General features: G+C 67.9%; 21 protein-coding genes and 1 riboswitch. Of the genes, 14 read left to right on the forward strand and 7 right to left on the reverse strand.

The window, feature by feature from the left end; genetic code table 11:
* Positions 1–2: 2 nt before the first annotated feature.
* Complete coding sequence (locus B5Y19_RS08505) at positions 3–479, forward strand: F0F1 ATP synthase subunit B family protein (RefSeq protein ID WP_055730797.1); 477 nt, start codon at positions 3–5, stop codon at positions 477–479.
* Positions 480–622: 143 nt separating this feature from the next.
* On the forward strand, positions 623–1,426 hold the full coding sequence (locus B5Y19_RS08510; protein WP_055730798.1) for a dienelactone hydrolase family protein: 804 nt from the start codon (positions 623–625) through the stop codon (positions 1,424–1,426).
* Positions 1,427–1,432: 6 nt separating this feature from the next.
* Here the strand turns inward: B5Y19_RS08510 and B5Y19_RS08515 are convergent, their stop codons facing one another.
* From B5Y19_RS08515 to B5Y19_RS08545, 7 genes are all read right to left on the reverse strand, one after another.
* A complete protein-coding gene (locus B5Y19_RS08515; RefSeq protein ID WP_055730799.1) occupies positions 1,433–2,692 on the reverse strand; it encodes a L,D-transpeptidase family protein in 1,260 nt (419 codons plus the stop codon).
* A gap of 124 nt (positions 2,693–2,816) precedes the next feature.
* Positions 2,817–4,388, reverse strand: coding sequence for an aminomethyl-transferring glycine dehydrogenase subunit GcvPB (gene gcvPB / locus B5Y19_RS08520; RefSeq protein ID WP_055730800.1), 1,572 nt, complete (start codon positions 4,386–4,388; stop codon positions 2,817–2,819).
* Positions 4,388–5,728: an aminomethyl-transferring glycine dehydrogenase subunit GcvPA gene (gene gcvPA, locus B5Y19_RS08525; RefSeq protein WP_055730801.1), complete on the reverse strand. Its 1,341-nt coding sequence runs from the start codon at positions 5,726–5,728 to the stop codon at positions 4,388–4,390. Before gcvPA ends, gcvPB begins: the two co-directional genes overlap by 1 nt.
* 177 nt (positions 5,729–5,905) lie before the next feature.
* Positions 5,906–6,280: a glycine cleavage system protein GcvH gene (gcvH, locus tag B5Y19_RS08530; protein WP_055730802.1), complete on the reverse strand. Its 375-nt coding sequence runs from the start codon at positions 6,278–6,280 to the stop codon at positions 5,906–5,908.
* A 33-nt stretch (positions 6,281–6,313) separates the two neighbouring features.
* Positions 6,314–7,477, reverse strand: a complete 1,164-nt coding sequence (gcvT, locus tag B5Y19_RS08535) for a glycine cleavage system aminomethyltransferase GcvT (protein WP_055730803.1) — start codon at positions 7,475–7,477, stop codon at positions 6,314–6,316.
* 159 nt (positions 7,478–7,636) lie between these two features.
* Positions 7,637–7,730, reverse strand: a riboswitch (glycine riboswitch).
* 74 nt (positions 7,731–7,804) lie between these two features.
* Entirely contained in the window at positions 7,805–8,413 is a 609-nt protein-coding gene (locus tag B5Y19_RS08540) for a hypothetical protein (RefSeq protein WP_079591343.1), read from the reverse strand.
* Positions 8,410–8,928, reverse strand: a complete 519-nt coding sequence (locus tag B5Y19_RS08545; protein WP_055730804.1) for an invasion associated locus B family protein — start codon at positions 8,926–8,928, stop codon at positions 8,410–8,412. Before B5Y19_RS08545 ends, B5Y19_RS08540 begins: the two co-directional genes overlap by 4 nt.
* Positions 8,929–9,279: 351 nt before the next feature.
* Between B5Y19_RS08545 and coxB the strand changes: the two genes are divergently transcribed.
* From coxB to B5Y19_RS08600, 12 genes are all read left to right on the forward strand, one after another.
* Positions 9,280–10,158, forward strand: a complete 879-nt coding sequence (gene coxB / locus B5Y19_RS08550; protein WP_055730805.1) for a cytochrome c oxidase subunit II — start codon at positions 9,280–9,282, stop codon at positions 10,156–10,158.
* Between the two features lie 20 nt (positions 10,159–10,178).
* Positions 10,179–11,810 carry a cytochrome c oxidase subunit I gene (gene ctaD / locus B5Y19_RS08555; RefSeq protein ID WP_079591344.1) on the forward strand — a complete coding sequence of 544 codons (1,632 nt, stop codon included), beginning with the start codon at positions 10,179–10,181 and terminating at the stop codon, positions 11,808–11,810.
* A gap of 145 nt (positions 11,811–11,955) precedes the next feature.
* On the forward strand, positions 11,956–12,900 hold the full coding sequence (locus tag B5Y19_RS08560) for a heme o synthase (protein ID WP_055730806.1): 945 nt from the start codon (positions 11,956–11,958) through the stop codon (positions 12,898–12,900).
* Complete coding sequence (locus B5Y19_RS26065) at positions 12,897–13,070, forward strand: cytochrome c oxidase system small membrane protein (RefSeq protein ID WP_055730807.1); 174 nt, start codon at positions 12,897–12,899, stop codon at positions 13,068–13,070. The genes B5Y19_RS08560 and B5Y19_RS26065 overlap by 4 nt, the downstream gene beginning before the upstream one ends.
* Positions 13,070–13,681: a cytochrome c oxidase assembly protein gene (locus B5Y19_RS08565; RefSeq protein ID WP_055730808.1), complete on the forward strand. Its 612-nt coding sequence runs from the start codon at positions 13,070–13,072 to the stop codon at positions 13,679–13,681. The genes B5Y19_RS26065 and B5Y19_RS08565 overlap by 1 nt, the downstream gene beginning before the upstream one ends.
* Before the next feature lie 53 nt (positions 13,682–13,734).
* Complete coding sequence (locus B5Y19_RS08570) at positions 13,735–14,598, forward strand: cytochrome c oxidase subunit 3 (protein ID WP_055730809.1); 864 nt, start codon at positions 13,735–13,737, stop codon at positions 14,596–14,598.
* An 81-nt stretch (positions 14,599–14,679) separates the two neighbouring features.
* Positions 14,680–15,054 carry a DUF983 domain-containing protein gene (locus B5Y19_RS08575; RefSeq protein WP_055730810.1) on the forward strand — a complete coding sequence of 125 codons (375 nt, stop codon included), beginning with the start codon at positions 14,680–14,682 and terminating at the stop codon, positions 15,052–15,054.
* Positions 15,051–15,812, forward strand: a complete 762-nt coding sequence (locus B5Y19_RS08580; protein ID WP_055730811.1) for an SURF1 family protein — start codon at positions 15,051–15,053, stop codon at positions 15,810–15,812. Before B5Y19_RS08575 ends, B5Y19_RS08580 begins: the two co-directional genes overlap by 4 nt.
* A 70-nt stretch (positions 15,813–15,882) precedes the next feature.
* On the forward strand, positions 15,883–17,298 hold the full coding sequence (gene thrC, locus B5Y19_RS08585) for a threonine synthase (RefSeq protein ID WP_055730812.1): 1,416 nt from the start codon (positions 15,883–15,885) through the stop codon (positions 17,296–17,298).
* A gap of 86 nt (positions 17,299–17,384) precedes the next feature.
* Positions 17,385–18,635 carry a M16 family metallopeptidase gene (locus tag B5Y19_RS08590; protein ID WP_055730822.1) on the forward strand — a complete coding sequence of 417 codons (1,251 nt, stop codon included), beginning with the start codon at positions 17,385–17,387 and terminating at the stop codon, positions 18,633–18,635.
* A gap of 6 nt (positions 18,636–18,641) precedes the next feature.
* On the forward strand, positions 18,642–19,241 hold the full coding sequence (locus B5Y19_RS08595; RefSeq protein WP_055730813.1) for a GNAT family N-acetyltransferase: 600 nt from the start codon (positions 18,642–18,644) through the stop codon (positions 19,239–19,241).
* A gap of 77 nt (positions 19,242–19,318) precedes the next feature.
* The gene (locus B5Y19_RS08600) at positions 19,319–22,261 is read left to right on the forward strand and encodes an EAL domain-containing protein (RefSeq protein WP_079591345.1); all 2,943 of its coding nucleotides are present in this window, start codon (positions 19,319–19,321) and stop codon (positions 22,259–22,261) included.
* Positions 22,262–22,438: the final 177 nt, after the last annotated feature.

The following is a 22,438-nucleotide window of genomic DNA, read 5'->3' on the forward strand; positions in this document are numbered from 1 at the left end:
AGATGGATACTTTCTGGGTCGGCGTCGCGCTCGTCATCTTCCTCGCCATCCTGGTCAAGTTCGGCGTGCCGGGCGCGATCGTGAAGGCGCTCGACGCTCGCGGCGAGAAGGTCGCGCAGGAGCTGGCGGAAGCCCGTCGCCTGCGTCAGGAGGCCGAGAAGCTGCTCGCCGAGTACGATGCCAAGCGCAAGGCCGCCGAGGCCGAGGCCGCCGAGATCGTCTCCTCCGCCAATGAGGAGGCCAAGCGCCTCGCGGCGGAAGCCGAAGTGAAGCTGGCTGACTTCGTCGCCCGCCGCACCAAGGCCGCCGAGGAGAAGATCGCGCAGGCCGAGAGCCAGGCCGAGGCCGAGGTTCGCGCCGCGGCTGCGGAGGCTGCCACCAAGGCCGCCGAGAGCATCCTGCGCGGCCAGATGGCCGGCAAGGCCGGTGAAGCCGCCTTCGCCGCCGGGCTGAACGAGGTCAAGGCCAAGCTCAACTGAGCCTTTAGCCGATCGCTCGACAACACGACGCCGCGCCCGCAAGGACGCGGCGTTTTTCTTTGCCCCTCTCCCGCCGGATTCCCGATGCGGGATGCGACCTTCGCGACCGGTTGTCGCGCATCTGGAATCCGAGGAGCTTCGGATTGATCGCTCGCCTTGTCCGCGCCTGCATCGTCGCCCTCCTGCCGCTCGCCGCTGCGGGCCCAGCGAACGCCTTCGAGAAGGTGAGCTTTCCGTCACGCGATTCGGGCGATCTGGTGGGATGGCTGGCGCGGCCCGCGGGAGCAGGCCCCTTCCCCGTGGTCATCGGCCTGCATGGCTGCGCCGGGCTCTACACCCGCTCGGGCGAGCTCGGCGCCCGCGAGAGCGACTGGTCGCAGCGTCTCACCGGAGCCGGCTATGCCGTGCTGCTCGTCGACAGCTTCGGACCGCGCAGCATCAAGGCGCTCTGCAACCAGCGCGAACGCTCGCTGACGCCGGCCGACCGTACCCGAGATGCCTTCGCAGCCATCGACTGGCTCGACAAGCAGGGCTTCGCCGCGAAGCAGCGCATCGCCCTGATCGGCTGGTCGAATGGCGGCTCGACGGCGTTGCGCGTCGCGGCCGCGCCCGAAGCCAGACGCCTGCGCCACGTCATCGCCTTCTATCCCGGCTGCCGCGTCATCCTGAAGCGCGGCTGGCAGGCGCAGACCGATACGGCGATCTTCCAGGGTCTGGCAGACGACTGGACGCCGGCGGCTCCTTGCGAAGAGCTCGCGCGGCGCGGTGGCGCACGCTTCGTCGGCTTCCCCGGCGCCTATCACGATTTCGACCATCCGAACCTGCCGCTGCGCGAGCGCAAGGCGGCGTATTCGCAGAGGCCCGACGACCTGGTCACGATCGGCAGCGATCCGAAGGCCCGCGCTGACGCCATCGACGCGGTGATGGCGATCCTGAAGCGGCCCTGAGTGCCGTCAGTTGCTGGCTGTCGTCGCAGGCGCCGGCGGATTGCCCGCCGCCGTCACCGGCGTGACGACCGGCCGCGACGGCGGCACCACCGCCGCCTTCGGCTTGGGCTTTCGCGCCTGGATCGTCGAGGTGACGATGCCCTGCGGCGTGTCGAGCTGGTAGATGTCGTCGCGGAACTGGACCTGCCCGTCCGCGCCCTGCCAGCCGGTGAGATAGACCCAGGCCACCGGCACCGATTTCTTCAGGGTGATGTTCTTGCGCTCGCCCTTGGCGATCTCGTCCTCGATCGCCTGCCGGCTCCATTCGGAGCCTTCCAGCAGCCAGGCGGCGAGGTCGCGCACGCCCTCGATGCGCGCGCAGCCCGAGGAGTTGAAGCGCACATCGTTGCGGAACAGCGTCTTTTTCGGCGTGTCGTGCATGTAGACGGCTTCGCCGTTCGGCATGTCGATCTTCAGCTGGCCGAGCGAATTGGTCGGTCCCGGTTCCTGGCGCACGTAGAAATAGGGGCTCTTCAAGGTCGACCAGTTGACGCTCGCCGGGTCGATTTCCTTGTTCTCGGCTCCGAGCAGCTTCATGTTCGACTTGGCGATGAAGCCTGGATCCTTGCGCATGTGCGGAATGATGTCGGCCTTCACGATCGACATCGGCACCGTCCAGTAGGGGTTGAGGTTGACCGAGGTGATGTTGGCCTGGATCACCGGCGAGGGCCGGTCCGCCCGGCCGACGATGGCGAGGTGGCGCTGCTGGACCGTGCCGTTCTCCACCGCCTCGACGCTGGCGCCGGGGATATTCACCACGACATAGCGGCTGGCGAAGTTGAAGCCGTTGCCCTTGAGCCTCTCCAGCGTCGCGGTGAGCTGGTTGAGGCGCATTTCGACCGGCGTGTTCAGCGCCTTGAGGGTGAGCCGGCCGACCGTGCCGAGATCCGACAGGCCGTGGCGGCGCTGGAAGCGCTTCACCGCCTCGACCACGGCGGCGTCATAGACATCCCCCGCGAGCGCCTCGGGAGCCAGATCGCCGCTGGCGAGCAGGCGCTGCTTCAGCGCGACGACATCCGCGCCTTGCGATTCCGGCTTCAGCGCCGTGGCGCTGCCGGGAACCTTCGGCCAGCCGCCGCGATTGGCGACATCCTCATGGGCGATCAGCGCCTCGAGCGTGCGGTCATAGGTGTTCGGGCCATAGCTTGGCTCGTTCGCGCGCACGAACGCCGTCGAGGCCAGCAGGAGCGCGGCCGCCGCAGCGAGGATGGAGGGACGCACAGACATGAAAACCCCCGGGCCGCAGAGAGCGGCACCGGGGGATCATTCCGCGACATGGTCAAGGAATGCTTAAGAAGCGGCTGGCGTCCTTCACCATGCTGACGAATGCCGTCAGCATGGGCCCGAGCCTTTACTCCGCCGCCTTGGCCGGAGCCGGCTTCTCCCACTTCAGGACCGGCGAACGGGCGGCGCGAGTCTCGTCGAGGCGGCGGATCGGAGCGTGATGCGGGGCGCTGGTGAAGCGTTCCTTGTCGTTGCCCTTGGCCGCCATCGCGAGATCGCGCAGCGTCGCGATAAAGAGGTCGAGCGCAGCCTTCGATTCCGACTCGGTCGGCTCGATCAGCATGGCGCCATGGACGACGAGCGGGAAATACACCGTCATCGGATGGTAGCCCTCGTCGATCATCGCCTTGGCGAAATCGAGCGTCGAGACGCCCGAGCCCTTCAGCCATTCGTCGTCGAACAGCACCTCGTGCATCGACGGATGGTCCGGGAAGGGCAGCGACATCAGGTCGGCGAGGCCGGCGCGGATGTAGTTGGCGTTGAGCACCGCATCCTCGGAGGCCTGGCGCATGCCGTCCGAGCCGTGGCTCAGCATGTAGGCGAGCGCGCGGACATACATGCCCATCTGGCCGTGGAAGGCGGTCATGCGGCCGAAAGGCTTGTTGCCCGCCGGCGCTTCGCCGCGCGTCTCGATCAGATGCGGCTTGTCGTTCTCGACATGGATGAAAGGCACCGGCGCGAAGGGCGCCAGACGCTCGGAGAGCACGACCGGGCCGGCACCGGGACCGCCGCCGCCATGCGGCGTCGAGAAGGTCTTGTGCAGGTTGATGTGCATGGCGTCGACGCCCAGATCGCCCGGACGCGCCTTGCCGACGATGGCGTTGAAGTTGGCGCCGTCGCAGTAGAAATAGGCGCCAGCCTCATGCATCGCTGCGGCGATCTCGACGATCTGCGGCTCGAAGATGCCGCAGGTATTCGGGTTGGTCAGCATGATCGCGGCGATGTCCGGCCCGAGCAGGGCCTTGACGTCCTCGACCGCGACGGTGCCGTCCGGACGGGCCGGAACAGCCTTCACCGAGAAGCCGATCAGGGCCGCAGTCGCCGGGTTGGTGCCGTGCGCCGATTCGGGGACGAGCACGACGTTGCGGGTCGCGCCCTCGCCCTTCGCCGCGATCGCGGCCTTGATCGCCATCATGCCGCAGGCCTCGCCATGGGCGCCGGCCTTCGGCGAAAGGGCGACGGCCGGCATGCCGGTCAGCGTCATCAGGTAGCGGGCAAGCTCCAGCATCAGGTCGAGCGCGCCGGGCACGGTCGAGAGCGGCTGCAGCGGATGCACGTCGGAGAAGCCCGGCAACCGCGCCATCTTCTCGTTGAGGCGGGCATTGTGCTTCATCGTGCAGGAGCCGAGCGGGAAGAGCCCGGTATCGATGCCGTAGTTCTTCTGGCTGAGCCGCACATAGTGGCGCATCGCCTCGGGCTCGGAGAGGCCGGGCAGGCCGATCTCGCCCTGGCGCGCATGCTTGCCGAGGCGGCTCTTGAACGGGGCCGGCTTGTCGATGTCGACGCCAGTCGCCTCGTGATGGCCGATCTCGAAGATCAGCGGCTCGACCTGCTGCAGCGCCTTGTTGCCGGTGAATGTGGCGTGCTCGGCGTGAGCGGCCTCGCCGGCCTGGGTGGGACGTCCCTGACGGTTCAGCATCACAGCACCTCCACGAGCGCCGCCACGAGGGCCGCCCGGTCTTCATCGGTATTCACCTCGGTCGAGGCGATGATCAGCAGGTCGTCGAGCCCGGCCTTGGGCAGGAGCCGCGAGACGGGGACGCCGGCCAGGATGCCCTTGGCGGCGAGCACCTCGACGACCTCGGCGGCGGGCTTCTTCAGCTTCACGGTGAACTCGTTGAAGAAGCTGTCGTTGAGCACCTTCACGCCTTCGACGCTCGCGAGCGCGTCGGCGAGCTTCACGGCATTGGCATGGTTCACTTCGGCGAGACGGGCGAGACCGGCCTGGCCGAGCAGCGTCATGTGGATGGTGAAGGCCAGCACGCAGAGGCCGGAATTGGTGCAGATGTTCGAGGTCGCCTTGTCACGGCGGATATGCTGCTCGCGGGTCGAGAGCGTCAGCACGAAGCCGCGCTGGCCGGTCGAATCGACCGTCTCGCCGCAGAGCCGGCCCGGCATCTGGCGGATATATTTCGACTTGGCGGCGAAGAGCCCGACATAGGGGCCGCCGAAGTTCAGCGCGTTGCCGATCGACTGGCCCTCGCCGACGACGATGTCGGCATCCTGCGCGCCCGGCGGCACGACGGCGCCGAGCGAGACGACCTCGGTGAAGACCGCGATCAGCAGCGCGCCATGGGCATGCGCCTTCTCGGCGATCGGCTTGAGATCGCGCAGATTACCGAAGACGTCCGGCGACTGCACGACGACGCAGGAGACGCTGTCGTCGATCTGGGAGAGGATGTCCTCATTGGCCGAGACGTCCGGCTTCAGGGCCACGACCTCGTCATTGGCCATCTCGGAGAGGGTTTCGACAACCGCGGTGTAGTGCGGGTGCAGGCCGCCGGAGAGCACGGCCTTGCGGCGCTTGGTGACGCGATGCGCCATCAGCACGGCCTCGCCGGTGCCGGTCGAGCCGTCATACATCGAGGCGTTGGCGACCTCCATGCCGGTCAGAGCGGCGACCTGGGTCTGGAATTCGAAGAGATATTGCAGCGTGCCCTGCGCGATCTCGGGCTGGTAGGGCGTGTAGCTGGTCAGGAACTCGGAGCGCTGGATCAGGTGGTCCACCGTCGCCGGAACATGGTGCTTATAGGCGCCGGCGCCGACGAAGAAGGGCACGGCCGAGGCGGCAGTGTTTTTGCCCGCCATCTTGCCGAGGATGCGCTCGACCTCGAGCTCGCCCCGGGCGCGCGGCAGGTCGACCGGGCCTTTCAGGAGCTTGCCGGCCGGCACGTCGCTGAACAGCGCGTCGATATCGGGGACGCCGATGCGCGCGAGCATGTCCTCGCGGTCGGTATCGGTGAGCGGGAGATAGCGCATGGGGTGATTCCGTTTCGGAGATCGCGGTGCTTGTTGTCATCCCGTGCGCGCCGCAGCGCTTGAACGATGCGGCGCAGACAGGGGATCGCATGACGAGAAGGCGCCTCTTTCGGAGGAGGGTCCCGCATCTGCGCAGCAGCTACTCACGTGCTGCGGCGCGTGCGGGATGACGCCTCTTCAGAGCGTCTTGACGTAGTTCTGGTATTCGGCCTCGTTCATCAGGGCGTCGAGCTCGGCAGCGTCCTTGATCTTGATCTTGAGGAACCAGCCCTTGCCGGCCGGATCTTCGTTGACGGTGCCCGGCGCACCCTCGAGCTCGGCATTGACCTCGACGACCTCGCCCGAGACCGGGGCGTAGACCTCGGAAGCGGCCTTGACGCTCTCGACCACGGCAGCCTCGCCGCCCTTGCTCAGCGCCTTGCCGACAGCCGGCAGCTCGACGAAGACGACGTCGCCGAGCTGCGACTGGGCGTAGTCGGAGATGCCGACAGTGCCGACGTCACCCTCGACGCGGATATATTCGTGGTCCTTGCTGTAACGGGTCTCGGCCATGGTTTCCTCCTGGCGAAAAATTGGAAAATCGGGTCAGCGCTTGTAGTGGTGCGGCACGAAAGGCATCGGCGCCACCACCGCCGGCAGCGGCTTGCCGCGGACGATGAGGTTGAGCTTCGTGCCCGGCGCGGAATGCGCCTTGGCGACGTAGCCCATGGCGCAGGGGCCGTTCAGCGTCGGGCCGAAGCCGCCCGAGGTCACGGTGCCGATCACCTCGCCTTCGGGCGTCGCGATCTCGGTGCCCTCGCGGGCCGGGGCGCGCCCTTCGGGCAGCAGGCCGACACGGACGCGCGAGGTGCCCTCGGCGAGCTCGCGCTGGATGCGCGCGGCGCCGGGGAAGCCGCCTTCCTCGCGGCGGCGCTTCTGGAGCGACCAGTTCAGTCCCGCCTCGATCGGCGAAGTGGTGGTGTCGATGTCGTGGCCGTAGAGGCACAGGCCCGCCTCGAGACGCAGCGAATCACGGGCACCGAGGCCGATCGGCTTGACGTTGCCGTCGAGCAGCAGCGTGTCCCAGATCTCGCCGATCTTCGTCGCGGCGGCCGAAATCTCGTAGCCGTCCTCACCGGTATAGCCGGAGCGGCTGACATTCGCCTTGATGCCGGCGATCTTCATCGTGCGGGAGGTCATGAAGCCCATCTCGGCGGCTTCCGGCGCCAGCGCGGCGAGTGCAGCCTCGGCGCCCGGGCCCTGCAGGGCGATCAGGCCGCGATGCTCGGCCCGGATCAGCTTCACATTGGACGGCAGGCGCGCCTCGATATGGGGATAGTCGGCGTCCTTGCAGGCAGCGTTGACGACGAGATAGAGCGCGCCGTCCTCGTCGGAGTCGGCCGAGCGCGTCACCATCAGGTCGTCGAGGATGCCGCCCTCATCGTTGAGAAGCTGCGAATAGCGCTGCTTGCCGGGGGCCAGATTGACGATGTCCGCGGGAATCAGCGCCTCGAGCGCCTTCGCGGTGGTCTCGTGGTCGGGGCCGACCAGGAAGGCCTGGCCCATATGCGAGACGTCGAAAAGCCCAGCCTTCTCGCGCGTCCAGTTGTGCTCGGTCAGGATGCCCGAGGGGTACTGCACCGGCATGTCGTAGCCGGCAAAGGGCACCATGCGGGCGCCGAGCGCGACATGGCGGGCATGAAGCGGCGTCTTCAGCGGCGCGGGCGCGCCGGCGGTGTCGGTTGTGGCCTCAAGAGCCTCGGCAGCCATGGCATGCCCCTCCCAGAATCGAGCGCAAGCTCCGGACGGTATCGTCCGGAACGCGCCCCCTCTGTCTCGGGACCTGAGAGATTTCCCCGCCCGGCCGCGAAGCCGGACAAGTTACACCCGTCGGTGGGCGGGATCGCTCCCGCCTCTTTCCAGAGCGCCAAGTCCCCAGCGGTCCTTTTGCCTGAGCGTTTCCGGGGCGGTTGCGCCTTCGGCGCCGGGCCTCGAAAGGCCCGGTCTCTCCCGCGGGGATATGCGGCTTGGGCACAGATACAAGACGCACCGGCTTAGTCAATCGGCGCGCTGCCCGGATTCACGGCAAAGCCGCGCTTATCGGCGGCGATGGCGCGCCGGCGCGGGACCGCCGCCGCCCAGGCCGACGATGATCTCGACATCCCCGCTGCCCGCCGGAACGACGATGCCGTCCTCGACATGGGTGAAGTCGGCGCCGCCCTGGCCGCCCGCGATCGTCGCGCCGACCCGCGACGAACGGCGCGCGACGACGCTGGTGCCGCGCGTGACCGTCGTCGTCAGCGTCGCGCCGTAGCTGCCCGGGCTGCCGGCCGGGCCGAGCAGAACGCGCCCCTCGACGCCGACCTTGAGCCGGAAGCCGCCATTGCCCGTCGGCGTGCACTCGCGCGCGACATCGTTGATCGAGATCTGGTAGCGCAGGCCGCCGCTGTCCTGGCCGGCCTGGGCCCGGATCGCCGCGCCGCCATCGGCGACGATGACCTGCGGGCAGACCAGCGGATCGATGTCGTCGTCCTTCGGCAGCTGATCGGCCACCGGCGGCTTCGTCGACTGGAACATCAGGACGTTGCCGATCGTCTGCGCCGTGCTCGGCTGGCCCGTCGAGGAGGAGGAGCCGCAGCCGGCAAGGCCGAGGCAGAGAAGCGGCAGGGCGAGCCAGCGGCCCGCAGTCAAAGTCTGATCGATCAAGGCAGCGCCTCCACGCCAGGGCCGAAGCCGTTGAGCGAGACGGGCACGCCCACCCCCTCCTCCGGCGTCTGGAATACGATGAATGTGGCGTTCTTGCCGCCCTTGAGCTGGCCCATCAGATTGTCGTCCATCACCACCTCGGCAACGCAGCCGGTGGTCAGGCAGCGCACGAAGCCCGCCCGGCCGATATCCTTGTCGTCGATCTTCAGGCCGAGGCCGGAGGGCAGCAGCACGCCGAGCGGCGCGACGACGCGCAGCAGGCGGCTCTTCTGATCGGCTGTCTTCAGCACGATGACGAGCAGGGTGAGATTCGGCCTGTCCTCGGCCGCGACGTTCTGGACGAGCGCGCATTGCTCGGTCTTGGCGCCGGGCGGAACCTCGCAGCGCATCTGCCAGTCGCCATGTGTCGAACGCACCGCACCCTGCGCGAAAGCGGAGCCGGCGGCGAGGGTCGCTCCCATGAGCGCAAGCGCCAAGGCGCCGGCCGCCCCGATGATCCTCATCATGCCTGCCATCCTCCAAACCGTTTTGCGAACCGCAGCAGGAGCGCAAGAATCAGGCAAAACGCCGACCGCGCGCGAGAATCCCGCCGCCCTTCTTCGTAAAATGCGTTGGGACCATGCAGGCCGGGCCCTGTCAAGGCGGGCCGGCCGACGCCCGCGCCCTTCGGTCAAGACCTCGCGCGATTATGCCGCACTGTCGGCGGGGGCGGTCTTCATTGCCCCACTGGCGCAAGCGTGATCTTTGATTTATCGCAATCCCGAAGAGCAAGGCGGCCTCGCGGTCGCCCCTTCGTGCGTGGGACCAAAACAGCGACCGATACCGGTCAGGCCCCGCGCAGGTCGATTGAGGAGCATGTCGGATCGATGCGATTTCTGAGCAGGACCTTTGCAACCGCGGCCGCCACGGCCCTTGCCGTCGCCGCGCTGGCGACCGTCCCGGCCGTCGCCGGCACCGGCATGCCCTCCCCCTGGCAGCTGAACCTGCAGGGCGCCGCGACTCCGGTCGCGGAGTACATCCACTGGTTCCATGACTGGCTGAACGTCATCATCATCGGCGTCACGCTCTTCGTGCTCGCGCTGCTGATCTATGTGGTCTTCCGCTTCAACGAGAAGGCCAACCCGATCCCCTCGAAGACCACCCACAACGCCCTGATCGAGGTGATCTGGACCGTGGTTCCGGTCCTCATCCTCGTCGTCATCGCGATTCCCTCCTTCCGTCTGCTGAAGCTGCAGCTCGAGGTGCCGCAGGCCGACATCACCATGAAGGTGACCGGGAAGCAGTGGTACTGGTCCTATGAATACGCCCAGGACAACGGCGCCTTCGGTTTCGATTCGCTGATGCTGGACGAAAAGCAGCGCGCCGAGGCGATCGCCGGCAAGAAGATCGCCGAGGCCGAGGCTCCCCGCCTGCTCGCCGTCGACAACGAGGCGGTGGTCCCGGTCGGCAAGATCGTCCGCGTCCAGGTCACCGGCGCCGACGTCATCCACAAGTTCACGGTGCCGTCCTTCGGCATCAAGATCGACGCCATCCCCGGCCGCCTGAACGAGACCTGGTTCAAGGCCGAGCGCGAAGGCATCTATTATGGCCAGTGCTCGTTCGTCTGCGGCCAGAACCACGCCTACATGCCGATCGCCTTCCGCGTCGTCAGCCAGGAGCGCTACGCCGCCTGGCTCGCGGAAGCGAAGCAGAAATTCGCCAATGCCGAAGACGCGGGCCGCAAGCTCGCCGCCGCGTCCAAGTAATTCGCCGAGGAGACTAGACGATGGCAACCGCGGCTCCGCACGCTCAAGGCCACGGACATGACGAGGCCCACCACGACCACCCGACCGGGTGGCGTCGGTGGCTCCTGTCCACCAACCACAAGGACATCGGCACCCTCTACCTGATCTTCGCGATCATGGCGGGCCTGGTCGGTGGCTTCCTCTCCATCATGATGCGGATCGAGCTGCAGGAGCCCGGCCTGCAGATCTTCGCCAATGGCCAGAGCTACAACGTGTTCGTGACCGGCCACGGCCTGATCATGATCTTCTTCATGGTCATGCCCGCGGTGATCGGCGGCTTCGGCAACTGGTTCGTGCCGCTGATGATCGGCGCGCCGGACATGGCCTTCCCGCGCATGAACAACATCTCGTTCTGGCTGACGGTGGCCGCCTTCACGCTGATGGTGATCTCGATGTTCGTCGAGGGCGCCCCCGGCGCGCACGGCGCCGGCACGGGCTGGACGGTCTACCCGCCGTTCTCGACCTCCGGCCACCCCGGCCCCGCGGTCGACTTCGGCATCCTGTCGCTTCACCTGGCGGGTGCGGCGTCGATCCTGGGCGCGATCAACTTCATCACCACGATCCTGAACATGCGCGCGCCTGGCATGACCATGCACAAGATGCCGCTGTTCGCCTGGGGCGTGCTGGTCACCGCCTTCCTGCTGCTGCTGTCGCTGCCGGTGCTCGCCGGCGCCATCACCATGCTGCTGACCGACCGCAACTTCGGCACGACCTTCTACGATCCGGCCGGCGGTGGTGATCCGATCCTCTACCAGCACCTGTTCTGGTTCTTCGGTCACCCCGAAGTGTACATCATGATCCTGCCGGCCTTCGGCATCGTCAGCCACATCATCTCAACCTTCTCGAAGAAGCCGATCTTCGGCTATCTCGGCATGGCCTACGCCATGGTCGCGATCGGCGTCGTCGGCTTCATCGTGTGGGCGCACCACATGTACACGGCCGGCCTGTCGCTCAACACGCAGCGCTACTTCGTGTTCGCGACGATGGTGATCGCGGTGCCGACCGGCATCAAGATCTTCTCCTGGATCGCGACGATGTGGGGCGGCTCGATCCGCTTCACCGCGCCGATGATCTGGGCGATGGGCTTCATCTTCCTGTTCACCGTCGGCGGCGTCACCGGCGTCGTGCTGGCCAATGCCGGCGTCGACCGCTCGCTGCACGCGACCTACTACGTGGTGGCGCATTTCCACTACGTGCTGTCGCTCGGCGCCGTGTTCGGCATCTTCGCGGGCTTCTACTACTGGTTCCCGAAGATGAGCGGCTACGTGATCCCGGACTGGATCGGCAAGCTGCATTTCTGGGTCGCCTTCATCGGCGCCAACCTGCTGTTCTTCCCGCAGCACTTCCTCGGGCTCGCCGGCATGCCGCGTCATTATGTGGACTATCCGGACGCCTTCGCGGGATGGCATTTCTGGTCGTCGATCGGCTCCTACATCTTCGCCTTCGGCCTGCTGATCTTCTTCTACGGCCTCGTGGTCGCCTTCACGAAGAAGCAGCTCGCCGGCGACAATCCGTGGGGCGAAGGCGCGACGACGCTGGAGTGGACGCTGTCCTCGCCGCCGCCCTTCCACCAGTTCGAGACGCTGCCGCGCATCACCGGCTCGGACCACTGAGACAAAGGCGGCGGGCCTTCCCGGCCCGCCGCCGCCCCTCCCCCGAGCGCCCATGACGGGCGTTCCGGAGACGGGCGGCATGAAACAGCCGCGAACACCCCTGCGCCCACGGGCGCCGTTGAAGAGTACGAAGACGACCCGAGTGATGTCTGCTGCGTTCGAAACCCGTACCGACAGCCTGGTTGCCTCGACAGGCGAAGCGCGCGACTTCTTCGCGCTGCTGAAGCCCCGGGTCATGTCGCTCGTCGTGGTCACGGCGCTGACCGGCATGGCCACGGCGCCGGGCTCGGTGCACCCGGTCCTTGCGCTGGCCGCCCTGATCGCCATCGCGGTGGGCGCCGGCGCCTCGGGCTGCCTCAACATGTGGTACGACGCCGATATCGACGCGCTGATGAGCCGCACGGCCAAGCGCCCGATTCCCGCCGGCCGCATCCTGCCCTCGGAGGCGCTCGCCTTCGGCCTGACGCTGTCGGTCGGCTCGGTGCTGGTGCTCGGCCTGATCGCGAACGCGCTCGCGGCCTTCATGCTCGCCTTCACGATCTTCTTCTACGCCGTCGTCTACTCGATGTGGCTGAAGCGCTGGACGCCGCAGAACATCGTCATCGGCGGCGCTGCCGGCGCCTTCCCGCCGATGATCGGCGAGGCGGTGGTGACCGGCGATTTCGGCTGGCACTCGCTCGTTCTGTTCGCGATCATCTTCCTGTGGACGCCACCGCATTTCTGGGCGCTGGCGCTGGTCAAGTCGGGCGACTACGAGCGCGCCGGCATCCCGATGATGCCGAATGTCGCCGGCCCCGCCGCGACCCGCCGGCAGATCGTGCTCTATTCGCTGATCATGGCCCCCGTTGCGGTCCTGCCGGCACTGATGGGCTTCGGCGGGCTGCTCTATCTGGCCGTCTCGGTCACGACCGGCCTCGCCATGATCTGGCTTTCGATCCAGGTCTGGCGCCGCACGGAGGGCAAGCCCGCCGTGAAGGCCGCCTGGTCGCTGTTCGGCTTCTCGATCCTCTATCTCTTCCTGCTCTTCGCGGTCCTGCTGGTCGAGAACGGGCTCGGCCTGATGTGGGCCCTGCCGAAGGTGATCGGATGAGCGAGCAGCAGCCCCAGAAGCCCGTGCCGGCCCCGTTCTCGCCGGAGGACATGGCGCGCCGCCGCCGCCGCTCCATCGCGCTCGCGCTGGTGCTCGGCGGGCTCGTGATCTTCTTCTTCGTGGTGACGCTGGTGAAGACCGGCCCCGCGATCCTGAACCGGCCGCTGTGATGACGAACCCCGCCCCCCAGAAGCCGAAGGGCAACCCGGCGCGCACCGCGCTGATCTGCGTCGGCGTGGCCTTCGGCATGCTCGGCGCCTCCTTCGCGGCGGTGCCGCTCTACGACCTGTTCTGCAAGGTCACCGGCTTCGGCGGCACGCCGATGGTCGGCACGGCCGGCGCCGGCAAGATTCTCGACCGGACGATGTCGGTGCGCTTCGACGCCAATGTCGCGCCGGGGCTGGGCTGGAAGTTCGAGGCGGAAAGCCCCGAGATCAAGGTCAAGGTCGGCGCGACGCAGACCGTGTTCTACAAGATGACGAATCGCTCGGACCGCACGGTGACCGGCGTCGCGACCTACAACGTCGCGCCGGACAAGGCCGCGGCCTATTTCGTCAAGATCCAGTGCTTCTGCTTCACCGAGCACACGCTGAAGCCCGGCGAGAGCTTCGAGGCGCCGGTGGTGTTCTATATCGACCCCGAGATCGCTGATAACCGCGAGCTCGACGGCGTCCACGCCATCACGCTCTCCTACACCTATTTCGCCTCCAAGGCGGGCCAGCCCGTCGCCGAGGACAAGGCCGGCTCCGTCAAGGATGACGTGGGCAATTCGAAACTGTAGAACGCGCTAGCACACGAGCGCGGACAAGAAGCCGTACGCGGAGACTGAACACGATGGCCGGGGCCCATACGAAGCACCACGACTACCACCTCGTCGATCCGAGCCCGTGGCCGCTCGTCGGCGCCGCGAGCGCGACGATCATGGCGATCGGCGCCGTGATGTGGATGAAGGCGCTGCCGGTGGGCGGCATGCATATCGGCCCGCTCGTCTTCGGCGTCGGCGTGATCGGCGTGCTCTACACCATGCTCTCCTGGTGGATCGACGTGGTGCGCGAGGCCGAGAAGGAAGGCCACCACACCCGCGTCGTCCAGATCCATCACCGCTACGGCATGCTGATGTTCATCGCCTCCGAGGTGATGTTCTTCGTCGCCTGGTTCTGGGCCTATTTCGACGCCAGCCTGTTTGCGGGCGAGCAGATCAACTATCTGCGCTACGACTTCACCGGCGGGCACTGGCCGCCGAAGGGCATCGAGACCTTCGATCCCTGGCACCTGCCGCTGCTCAACACGCTGATCCTGCTGACCTCGGGCACGACCGTGACCTGGGCGCATTACGCCCTGATCAACAACGACCGCGCCGGGCTGAAGCAAGGCCTGTGGCTGACCGTGATCCTCGGCGTCCTGTTCACGATCACGCAGGGCTACGAGTATTCGCACGCCGCCTTCGCCTTCAGCGGCAACATCTACGGCGCCACCTTCTTCATGGCGACGGGCTTCCACGGCGCGCATGTCATCATCGGCACGATCTTCCTGGCGGTCTGCCTCTACCGAGCCTATCTCGGCCACTTCAAGCCGGACCAGCATCTCGGCTTCGAATTCGCCGCCTGGTACTGGCACTTCGTCGACGTGGTCTGGCTGTTCCTGTTCGCGTCGATCTATGTCTGGGGCGCCGGCGCGCACGCGGCCGCCGCGCACTGAGCCAGCGCTTCACCGCGTCCTCGCGGTTCTCGTCTGACGAAAGGCGGCCGCGAGGCCGCCTTTCCTGCTTCGGAGGCTGCCATGGCCGGTCCTGAACCCACACCCCCCTCCCCCTATTCGACCGGCCTCGCCGGGCGCTGCCCGCGCTGCGGGGAAGGCGCGCTGTTCGACGGCTTCCTCAAGCTGAAGCCGCGCTGCAACGCCTGCGGGCTCGACTACAAATTCGCCGATTCGGCCGACGGTCCGGCCGTCTTCATCATGCTGATCGCCGGCTTCGTCGTTCTGGGCGCGGCGCTCTATGTCGAGATCGCCTATGAGCCGCCGATCTGGCTCCATCTCATGATCTGGCTGCCGCTGGCCGTGATCATCTGCCTCGCGCTGCTGCGGCCGATGAAGGGTCTCGCGGTCGCGCTGCAATACGCCAACAAGGCCGAGGAAGGCAGGCGCGACAAGTGAACGCGCAACCTGAGGTCAAGCGGCGCCCCGGGCTGGTCCTGCCGACGGTCCTGACCATCGTCGGCATCGCGGTCCTCTGCGGCCTGGGCGCCTGGCAGCTCCTGCGCATGGAGGAGAAGCACGCTTATATCGACCGCCTGCAGGCCGAGGCCGCCGGCGAGCCGGCGGCGATGCCGGCGAGCAGCGGCTGGGCGCAGCTCGACGCCACAGCGCTCGACCTGACCCATGTCGTCGCCCGGGGCAGCTATATCGACGGCCCCATCGCAGGCGTGCGCACGACGATCGCCTCGGGACCGCCCGGCACGCGCCAGCTTTCGGGCTTCGGCCGCTGGATCTTCCAAGGCTTTCGCCTCGAGGACGGCGGCGTCATCCTGGTCAATCGCGGCTTCGTGCCCGAGAGCCGGCTTGGCCAGGTCGGCCCTGCCAGCGGCGCCGACGCGGTGCAGGGCTTCCTGCGCGCGCCCGAAGGCCGCAACAGCTTCACCCCGGCGGACCTTCCGGCGATCCGCGAGTTCTACACGCGCGACCCCGCCGCCATCGCCGCCGCGCTCGGCTTGCCGCCGGCCCCGTTCTACCTCGAGGCGGAGCGGAAGGGCGACGGCCTGATGCCGCCGGCCGGCGTCGACGTGCGCGAACTGATCGGCCGCATTCCCGACAACCACCTGCAATATGCCCTGACCTGGTTCGGGCTGGCGCTGACGCTGCTCGGCGTTTTCGCGGCTTATGTCTGGCAGAGCCGGGGGAAATCGGCCGCCTGATCGGGAACGGTTTTGCCGAAAGCGGCGGACCGGCCTATAGCATCAGACTGATATCATTGAGGCCACGACCGTGCTGCATATCTCCACCCGGGGTGAAGCCCCGGCGCTCAGCTTTTCCGACGCGCTGCTGACCGGGCTCGCCCGCGACGGCGGGCTCTATCTGCCGCAGAGCTGGCCGACGCTTTCCGCCGAGGAGATCGCCGGCTTCGCCGGGAAACCCTACGCGGCGGTGGCGGAGCGCGTGCTCGGCGCGCTGAGCGACGGCGACATCGAGAGCGGCGCCCTTTCCGGCATGATCCGCGAGGCCTATGCCGGCTTCCGCCATCCCGCCGTCTGCCCGCTGACCCAGATCGGCGACAACCTCTTCGTGCTGGAGCTGTTCCACGGCCCGACGCTCGCCTTCAAGGACGTGGCGATGCAGCTGCTCGGCCGGCTGATGGACCATGTGCTCGGCCAGCGCGGCCAGCGCGCGACCATCGTCGGCGCCACCTCGGGCGACACCGGCGGCGCGGCCATCGACGCCTTCAAGGGGCTGAAGAGCGTCGACGTCTTCATCCTCTATCCGCAAGGCCGCGTCTCCGACGTGCAGCGCCGGCAGATGACCACGGTCGACGCGCCGAACGTCCACGCCATCGCGGTCGAAGGCACCTTCGACGACTGCCAGAACCTCGTGAAGGCGATGTTCAACCATCACGCCTTCCGCGACGAGATCGGCCTGTCGGGCGTCAATTCGATCAACTGGGCCCGCATCGCGGCGCAGGTGGTCTACTACTTCACCTCCGCGGTCTCGCTCGGCGGGCCGGGGCGCAAGGTCTCCTTCACCGTCCCGACCGGCAATTTCGGCGATATCCTCGCCGGCTGGGTCGCCAAGCAGATGGGCCTGCCGATCGAGCGGCTCACGATCGCGACCAACAGCAACGACATCCTGGCGCGAACGCTCGAAACCGGCGCCTATGAGATGCGCGGCGTCGCGGCGACGACCTCGCCCTCGATGGACATCCAGATCTCGTCGAATTTCGAGCGGCTGCTGTTCGAGGCCCATGGCCGCGACGCCGCCGCCGTCCGCCGGCTGATGCAGTCGCTGCAGCAATCCGGCCGCTTCGAGATCGCGGCCGAGCCGCTCAAGCGCATCCGCGACGAATTCGACGCCGCCGCCCAGAGCGAGGAAGAGGTTGCAGCCGAGATCCGCAAGAGCTGGGACGAGGCCGGCTATCTGCTCGATCCGCATACCGCGATCGGCGTCGGCGCCGCGCGACGCGCGCTCAAGCGCGATTCCGCCACGCCGATGATCGTGCTCGGCACCGCCCATCCGGCCAAGTTCCCGGCCGCAGTCAAGGCGGCGAGCGGCGTCGAGCCGGAGCTGCCCACCCATCTCGCAGACCTGATGGAGCGCCAGGAGCGCCTGACGCTGCTCCCGAACGATCTCGGCAAGGTCGAGGCCTTCGTGCGCGAGCATGCGCGCGCCGTCCGCGGGGCGGCAGCGTGAGCGCGACCGGGCCGGCCGAGGCCGCCGACCTCGCCGCGCCCGCCCGGCCGGAAGGGGCGCATGATCCGGAGGTCGGGCTCACCACCCTGCCCTCGGGCCTGCGCATCGTCTCGCAACACATGGAACATGCGGCGACCGTCTCGCTGGGCATCTGGATCGGTGCCGGCTCGCGCGACGAGCTGCCCCATGAGCATGGGCTCGCCCATCTGCTCGAGCACATGGCGTTCAAGGGCACGGCACGGCGCAGCGCCCGCGCGATCGCCGAGGAGATCGAAAGCGTCGGCGGCGATCTCAACGCCGCTACGTCAGTCGAATACACCTGCTACACCGCCCGCGTGCTCGGCTCCGATCTCAGCCTGGCCGTCGACATCCTCGCCGACATCATCACCTCGCCCGCCCTGACCGACGAGGAGCTGAAGCGCGAGAAGGGCGTGATTTTGCAGGAGATCTCGGCCGTTCAGGACACGCCGGACGACCTCGTCTACGACCGCTTCCTGCAGGCGGCCTTCCCGGACCAGCCGATCGGCCGCCCGATCCTCGGCACCGCCGAGACGGTGAGGAGCTTCACGTCGGACGCGATCCGCGCCTATCTCGCGCGAAACTACCACGCCGGCAACCTGGTGCTCGCGGCCTCCGGCGCCGTCGACCATGACGAGCTCGTCGCGCTCGCGCGCCAGCATCTCTCGAAGCTGCCGGCCATGCCCGCCGAGCCCCTTAAGCGCGAGCCAGGGCAATATCGCGGCGGCGAGGCAAGGATCGGCAGCGACGAGGAGCAGGTCCATCTCGTTCTCGGCCTGCCTGGAAAGCCCTTCGCCGACGGGGCGCATTATCCGCTCCAGATCTTCGCCTCCGTTCTCGGCGGGGGCCTGTCGTCGCGCCTGTTCCAGGAGGTCCGCGAAGAGCGCGGCCTGGCCTATGCGATCGACGCCTTCCACTGGCCCTTCTCCGATTGCGGCGTCTTCGGCATCGGCGCCGGCACAGCGCCGGAGGACGCGAACGAGCTGATCGAGGTCGCTCTCGCCTGCCTGCGCCAGGCGGCGGAGGATGTCAGCGAGGTCGAGGTGGCGCGCGCCCGGGCGCAGATGAAGGTCGGGCTGCTCGCCTCGCTCGAAAGCCCCGGCGGCAAGCTCGAACAGATGGCGCGGCAGGTGCTGATCTTCGGTCGCGCCATCCCGCGCGAGGAGCTCAGCGCGCGGCTCGATGCGGTGACGCTCGAGGATGTCCGCGCCGCCGGTCGCTCGCTGCTCGGCCACCAGCCGACGATCGCCGCGATCGGGCCGATCCATGGCGTGCCTCCGGCCAAGCGCCTGCGCCAGGCGGCCCGGGTGGCGGACTGAACGACGATGGCGCTCTTCCGTTTCCCGAGCGAGCCGCCGAGCCGCCCGTTGATCCGGACGCCCAATCTCTATCTGCGCGCGCCGCAGGCCAGCGACTATTCGGCCTGGGCCGTGCTGCGCATGGAAAGCCGCGAGTTCCTGACGCCTTGGGAGCCGACCTGGAACGAAGACGACCTGACGCGCTCCTCCTTCCGGCTGCGCGCCAAGCGTGCCGCCCGCGAGATCGCGAGCGACGAGGCCTATTCGCTGTTCATCTTCGAGGCGCACACGGAGATGCTGCTCGGCGGGCTGACACTCGGGCTGATCCGGCGCGGCGTCGCCCAGGCCTGCACGCTCGGCTACTGGATGGGCAAGCGCCATGCCGGCAAGGGCCACATGACCGAGGCCGTGCGCGGCGCGGTGCGCTTCGCCTTCTCCGATCTGGCGCTGCACCGGGTGGAGGCCGCCTGCCTGCCCAACAACGAGCCGTCACGGCGCCTGCTGGAGCGCGTCGGCTTCCGGCATGAGGGGCAGGCCCGCGCCTATCTCCGGATCAACGGAGCCTGGGCCGATCACCTGCTCTACGCCATGCTCTCCACCGATCCGCAGCCGGGAGAGAAACCTTGACGGCAGCGGTTGACCACAGCCGCGCGCTGCCTTGCCCTTGCCATGAGCGGCCAATAGGGATTTTCGTTCAAAGTCGAATGATCGTTTCCCGCCTGATAGCCGAGCACAGCTTGTCCATTTCCGAGCGCATCCTCCGGATCGGCCTCGCCGTCGCCGGCCTTGCCCTGTGGCTCAGCCTCGCGGGCGTGACGCCGGCCGCCGCCGTCGATGCGGTGCGCGTCCCGGTCGACGTTCCGGTGATCGACCTCACCAACGTCGTCGAGCGCAACAAGTCCGACGGCGACGTCATCCAGATCTCGACCGCTCCCGGCCCGGACGGCATCGTCCGGCGCATCGCGGTCAGGGCCCGCGAATCCGGCGCGCGGCCGGACTGGATCGTCTTCGCGCTGACGAACGATTCCGACGAGCAGATCGACCGCCTGCTGGTCGCGCCCTTCCACAGGCTGATCGGTTCCGGCGTGGTCTGGCCCGATCTTGGCGACAAACGCATCGAGGCGGTGACGGCCAGCCAGGGCCTCTCGCCCGACCGCGAGCCGAGCCCCGACGCCGACGTCTTCCTGATCACGCTCGACCCAGGCACGACCGTGACCTTCGTCGCCGAGCTGAAATCACCCAACCTGCCGCAGCTCTATCTCTACGAGTCGGAGGCCTATCGGCAGAAGACCAACGGGCTGACACTCTACAAGGGCATCATCATCGGCATCGCCGGCCTGCTGGCGCTGTTCCTGACGATCATCTTCGTGGTCAAGGGCGCGGTGATCTTCCCGGCCGCGGCGGCGCTCGCCTGGGCCGTTCTGGCCTATGCCGGCCTCGATTTCGGCTTCTTCCAGCGACTATTCCCGCTCACGCCGGCGATCGAACGGATCTACCGGGCCGGCGCCGAGGTGGTGCTGGCGGCGACGCTGCTCGTCTTTCTCTTCGCCTATCTCAACCTGTCGCGCTGGCATGTGCGCTACAGCCACGTCACCGCCATCTGGATCCTCGGTCTCGCCGGGCTGATCGGGCTCGCCGTCTTCGACGCGCCGATGGCGTCGGGCATCGCGCGCATCTCGATCGCCGCCGTCGCGGCCGTCGGTTTCGTGCTCGTCGTGCATCTGGCGACCCATGGCTACGAGCGCGCGGTGATGCTGATCCCGACCTGGTTCCTGCTCGCGGTCTGGGTGACGGCGGCGAGCTTCACCGTGACCGGGCAGTTCCAGCGTGATCTGGTCGCGCCTGCCCTGCTGGGCGGCCTCGTGCTGATCGTGCTGCTGATCGGCTTCACCGTGATCCAGCATGCCTTCGCCGGCGGCGCGATCTCGCAGGGGCTGGTCTCCGACACCGAGCGGCGGGCGCTTGCGCTCTCCGGCTCGGGCGACCTCGTCTTCGACTGGGACGTCAGCTCCGACAAGGTCTTCGTCTCGCCGCAGATCGAAGCCCTGCTCGGCCTGCCCAAGGGCGCGCTCGAAGGCTCGGCCGCGCGCTGGCTGGAGCACATGCACGTCGCCGACCGCGACCGCTACCGCGTCACGCTCGACGCGGTGCTGGAGCAGCGCCGCGGCAAGCTCAATCTCGACCTGAGGCTGCGCGCCGCGAGCGGCGCCTATCACTGGTTCAACGTCAAGGCGCGGCCCGTCCTCGGCTCGGACGGCGAGGTCATCCGCGTCATCGGCACGCTCTCCGACGTCACCGAGCAGCGCACGGCGCAGGAGCGCCTGCTGCACGACGCCGTGCACGACAACCTGACCGGCCTGCCCAACCGCAAGCTGTTCCAGGACCGGCTGGGAGCGATCTTCGGCTTCACCCGCGCCGACGACAACATCCGCCCGACCGTGCTGGTCATCGATGTCGATCGCTTCAAGCAGGTCAACGAGTCGGTCGGCTTCTCTGCCGGCGACTCGATCCTGCTGACGCTGGCACGCCGCCTCGGCCGGCTGCTCAGGGCACAGGACACGCTCGCCCGCATCGGCGGCGACACCTTCGCGATGATCCTGGTCTCCGAGCGCGATCCGGAGCGGATCCTGGCTCTGGCCGAGCTGGTGCGCCGCGCCGTCTCGACGCCGATCACCTATGCCGAGCGCGAGATCGTGCTGACGCCCTCGATCGGGCTTGCCCTGTTCGACCCCTCCCCCGCCGCGCGCAAGGACGACGCGCTGAAGAATGCCGAGCTCGCCATGGCCCATGCCAAGCGCCAGGGCGGCAACAAGATCGAGGTCTTCGTTCCGGCAATGCGGACCGACCGGAACGACAGGCTCGCGCTCGAAAGCGACCTGCGCCGGGCGATCGAGCGCGGCGAGATCCAGGTGATGTACCAGCCGATCGTCCGGCTGGAGGACCGCACCATCGCCGGCTTCGAGGCGCTGGTGCGCTGGGACCATCCGCGCGAAGGCCGGCTGATGCCGCAGGATTTCCTCGCCATCGCCGAGGAGACCGGGCTGATCGTCGATCTCGGCGTCTATGTCATGGACAAGACCGCGCGCGAGCTGGAGGCCTGGCAGGCGGCGCTCGAGGTCGACCCGCCGATCTTCGCCAGCGTCAACGTCTCCAGCCGGCAGTTGCTGCGCCACGACCTGCTGCATGACGTGAAGACCGTGCTCGGGCGCCGGCGCGTGCTGCCGGGCACGCTCAAGCTCGAGATCACCGAGAGCCTCGTCATGGAGAATCCGGAATATGCCTCGCAGATGCTGCAGCGCATCCGCGATCTCGGCGCCGGCCTCTCGCTCGACGATTTCGGGACGGGCTATTCCTCCCTGTCCTATCTGCAGCGCTTCCCCTTCGACACGATCAAGATCGACCAGAGCTTCGTGCGCCAGATGGGCAATGGCCGGCCGCCGGTGATCCTGCGCTCGATCGTGCAGCTCGCCGCCGATCTCGGCATGGACGTCGTCGCCGAGGGCGCCGAGAGCGAGTCCGACGCGATCGAACTCTACCAGCTCGGCTGCCAGTACGCGCAGGGCTACATCTTCGGCCAGCCGATGTCCGCGGCCGAGGCGCGGCGCCTGATGGGCGCGGCGGCAGCGGCGGCGACCGAAGCGGCCTGACGCAGGCGGTCATTCTCGCGCGGCGCGAAGGCGCGAGCTCGGGCTCCTGAGACCGACCTCCGTTCCCGAGACGTCATGCTCGCCCTTGTGGCGAGCATCCGCGTCTTGAACACTGCCCTCGCCGGAAGAAGACGTGGATGGTCGGCACAAGGCCGACCATGACGGGCCTCGCTGGCA

This window comes from Allobosea thiooxidans (genome assembly GCF_900168195.1).
Lineage (GTDB): Bacteria > Pseudomonadota > Alphaproteobacteria > Rhizobiales > Beijerinckiaceae > Allobosea > Allobosea thiooxidans.

Bases quoted from the DNA above. Each gene is read 5' to 3' on its own strand.
- B5Y19_RS08505 (WP_055730797.1), top strand. From the start codon at position 3: ATGGATACTTTCTGGGTCGGCGTCGCGCTCGTCATCTTCCTCGCCATC.
- B5Y19_RS08515 (WP_055730799.1), bottom strand. From the start codon at position 2,692: ATGTCTGTGCGTCCCTCCATCCTCGCTGCGGCGGCCGCGCTCCTGCTG.
- gcvPB (WP_055730800.1), bottom strand. From the start codon at position 4,388: ATGCTGAACCGTCAGGGACGTCCCACCCAGGCCGGCGAGGCCGCTCAC.
- gcvPA (WP_055730801.1), bottom strand. From the start codon at position 5,728: ATGCGCTATCTCCCGCTCACCGATACCGACCGCGAGGACATGCTCGCG.
- gcvH (WP_055730802.1), bottom strand. From the start codon at position 6,280: ATGGCCGAGACCCGTTACAGCAAGGACCACGAATATATCCGCGTCGAG.
- gcvT (WP_055730803.1), bottom strand. From the start codon at position 7,477: ATGGCTGCCGAGGCTCTTGAGGCCACAACCGACACCGCCGGCGCGCCC.
- B5Y19_RS08545 (WP_055730804.1), bottom strand. From the start codon at position 8,928: ATGGCAGGCATGATGAGGATCATCGGGGCGGCCGGCGCCTTGGCGCTT.
- coxB (WP_055730805.1), top strand. From the start codon at position 9,280: ATGCGATTTCTGAGCAGGACCTTTGCAACCGCGGCCGCCACGGCCCTT.
- ctaD (WP_079591344.1), top strand. From the start codon at position 10,179: ATGGCAACCGCGGCTCCGCACGCTCAAGGCCACGGACATGACGAGGCC.
- B5Y19_RS08560 (WP_055730806.1), top strand. From the start codon at position 11,956: ATGTCTGCTGCGTTCGAAACCCGTACCGACAGCCTGGTTGCCTCGACA.
- B5Y19_RS26065 (WP_055730807.1), top strand. From the start codon at position 12,897: ATGAGCGAGCAGCAGCCCCAGAAGCCCGTGCCGGCCCCGTTCTCGCCG.
- B5Y19_RS08565 (WP_055730808.1), top strand. From the start codon at position 13,070: ATGACGAACCCCGCCCCCCAGAAGCCGAAGGGCAACCCGGCGCGCACC.
- B5Y19_RS08570 (WP_055730809.1), top strand. From the start codon at position 13,735: ATGGCCGGGGCCCATACGAAGCACCACGACTACCACCTCGTCGATCCG.
- B5Y19_RS08575 (WP_055730810.1), top strand. From the start codon at position 14,680: ATGGCCGGTCCTGAACCCACACCCCCCTCCCCCTATTCGACCGGCCTC.
- B5Y19_RS08595 (WP_055730813.1), top strand. From the start codon at position 18,642: ATGGCGCTCTTCCGTTTCCCGAGCGAGCCGCCGAGCCGCCCGTTGATC.
- B5Y19_RS08600 (WP_079591345.1), top strand. From the start codon at position 19,319: ATGATCGTTTCCCGCCTGATAGCCGAGCACAGCTTGTCCATTTCCGAG.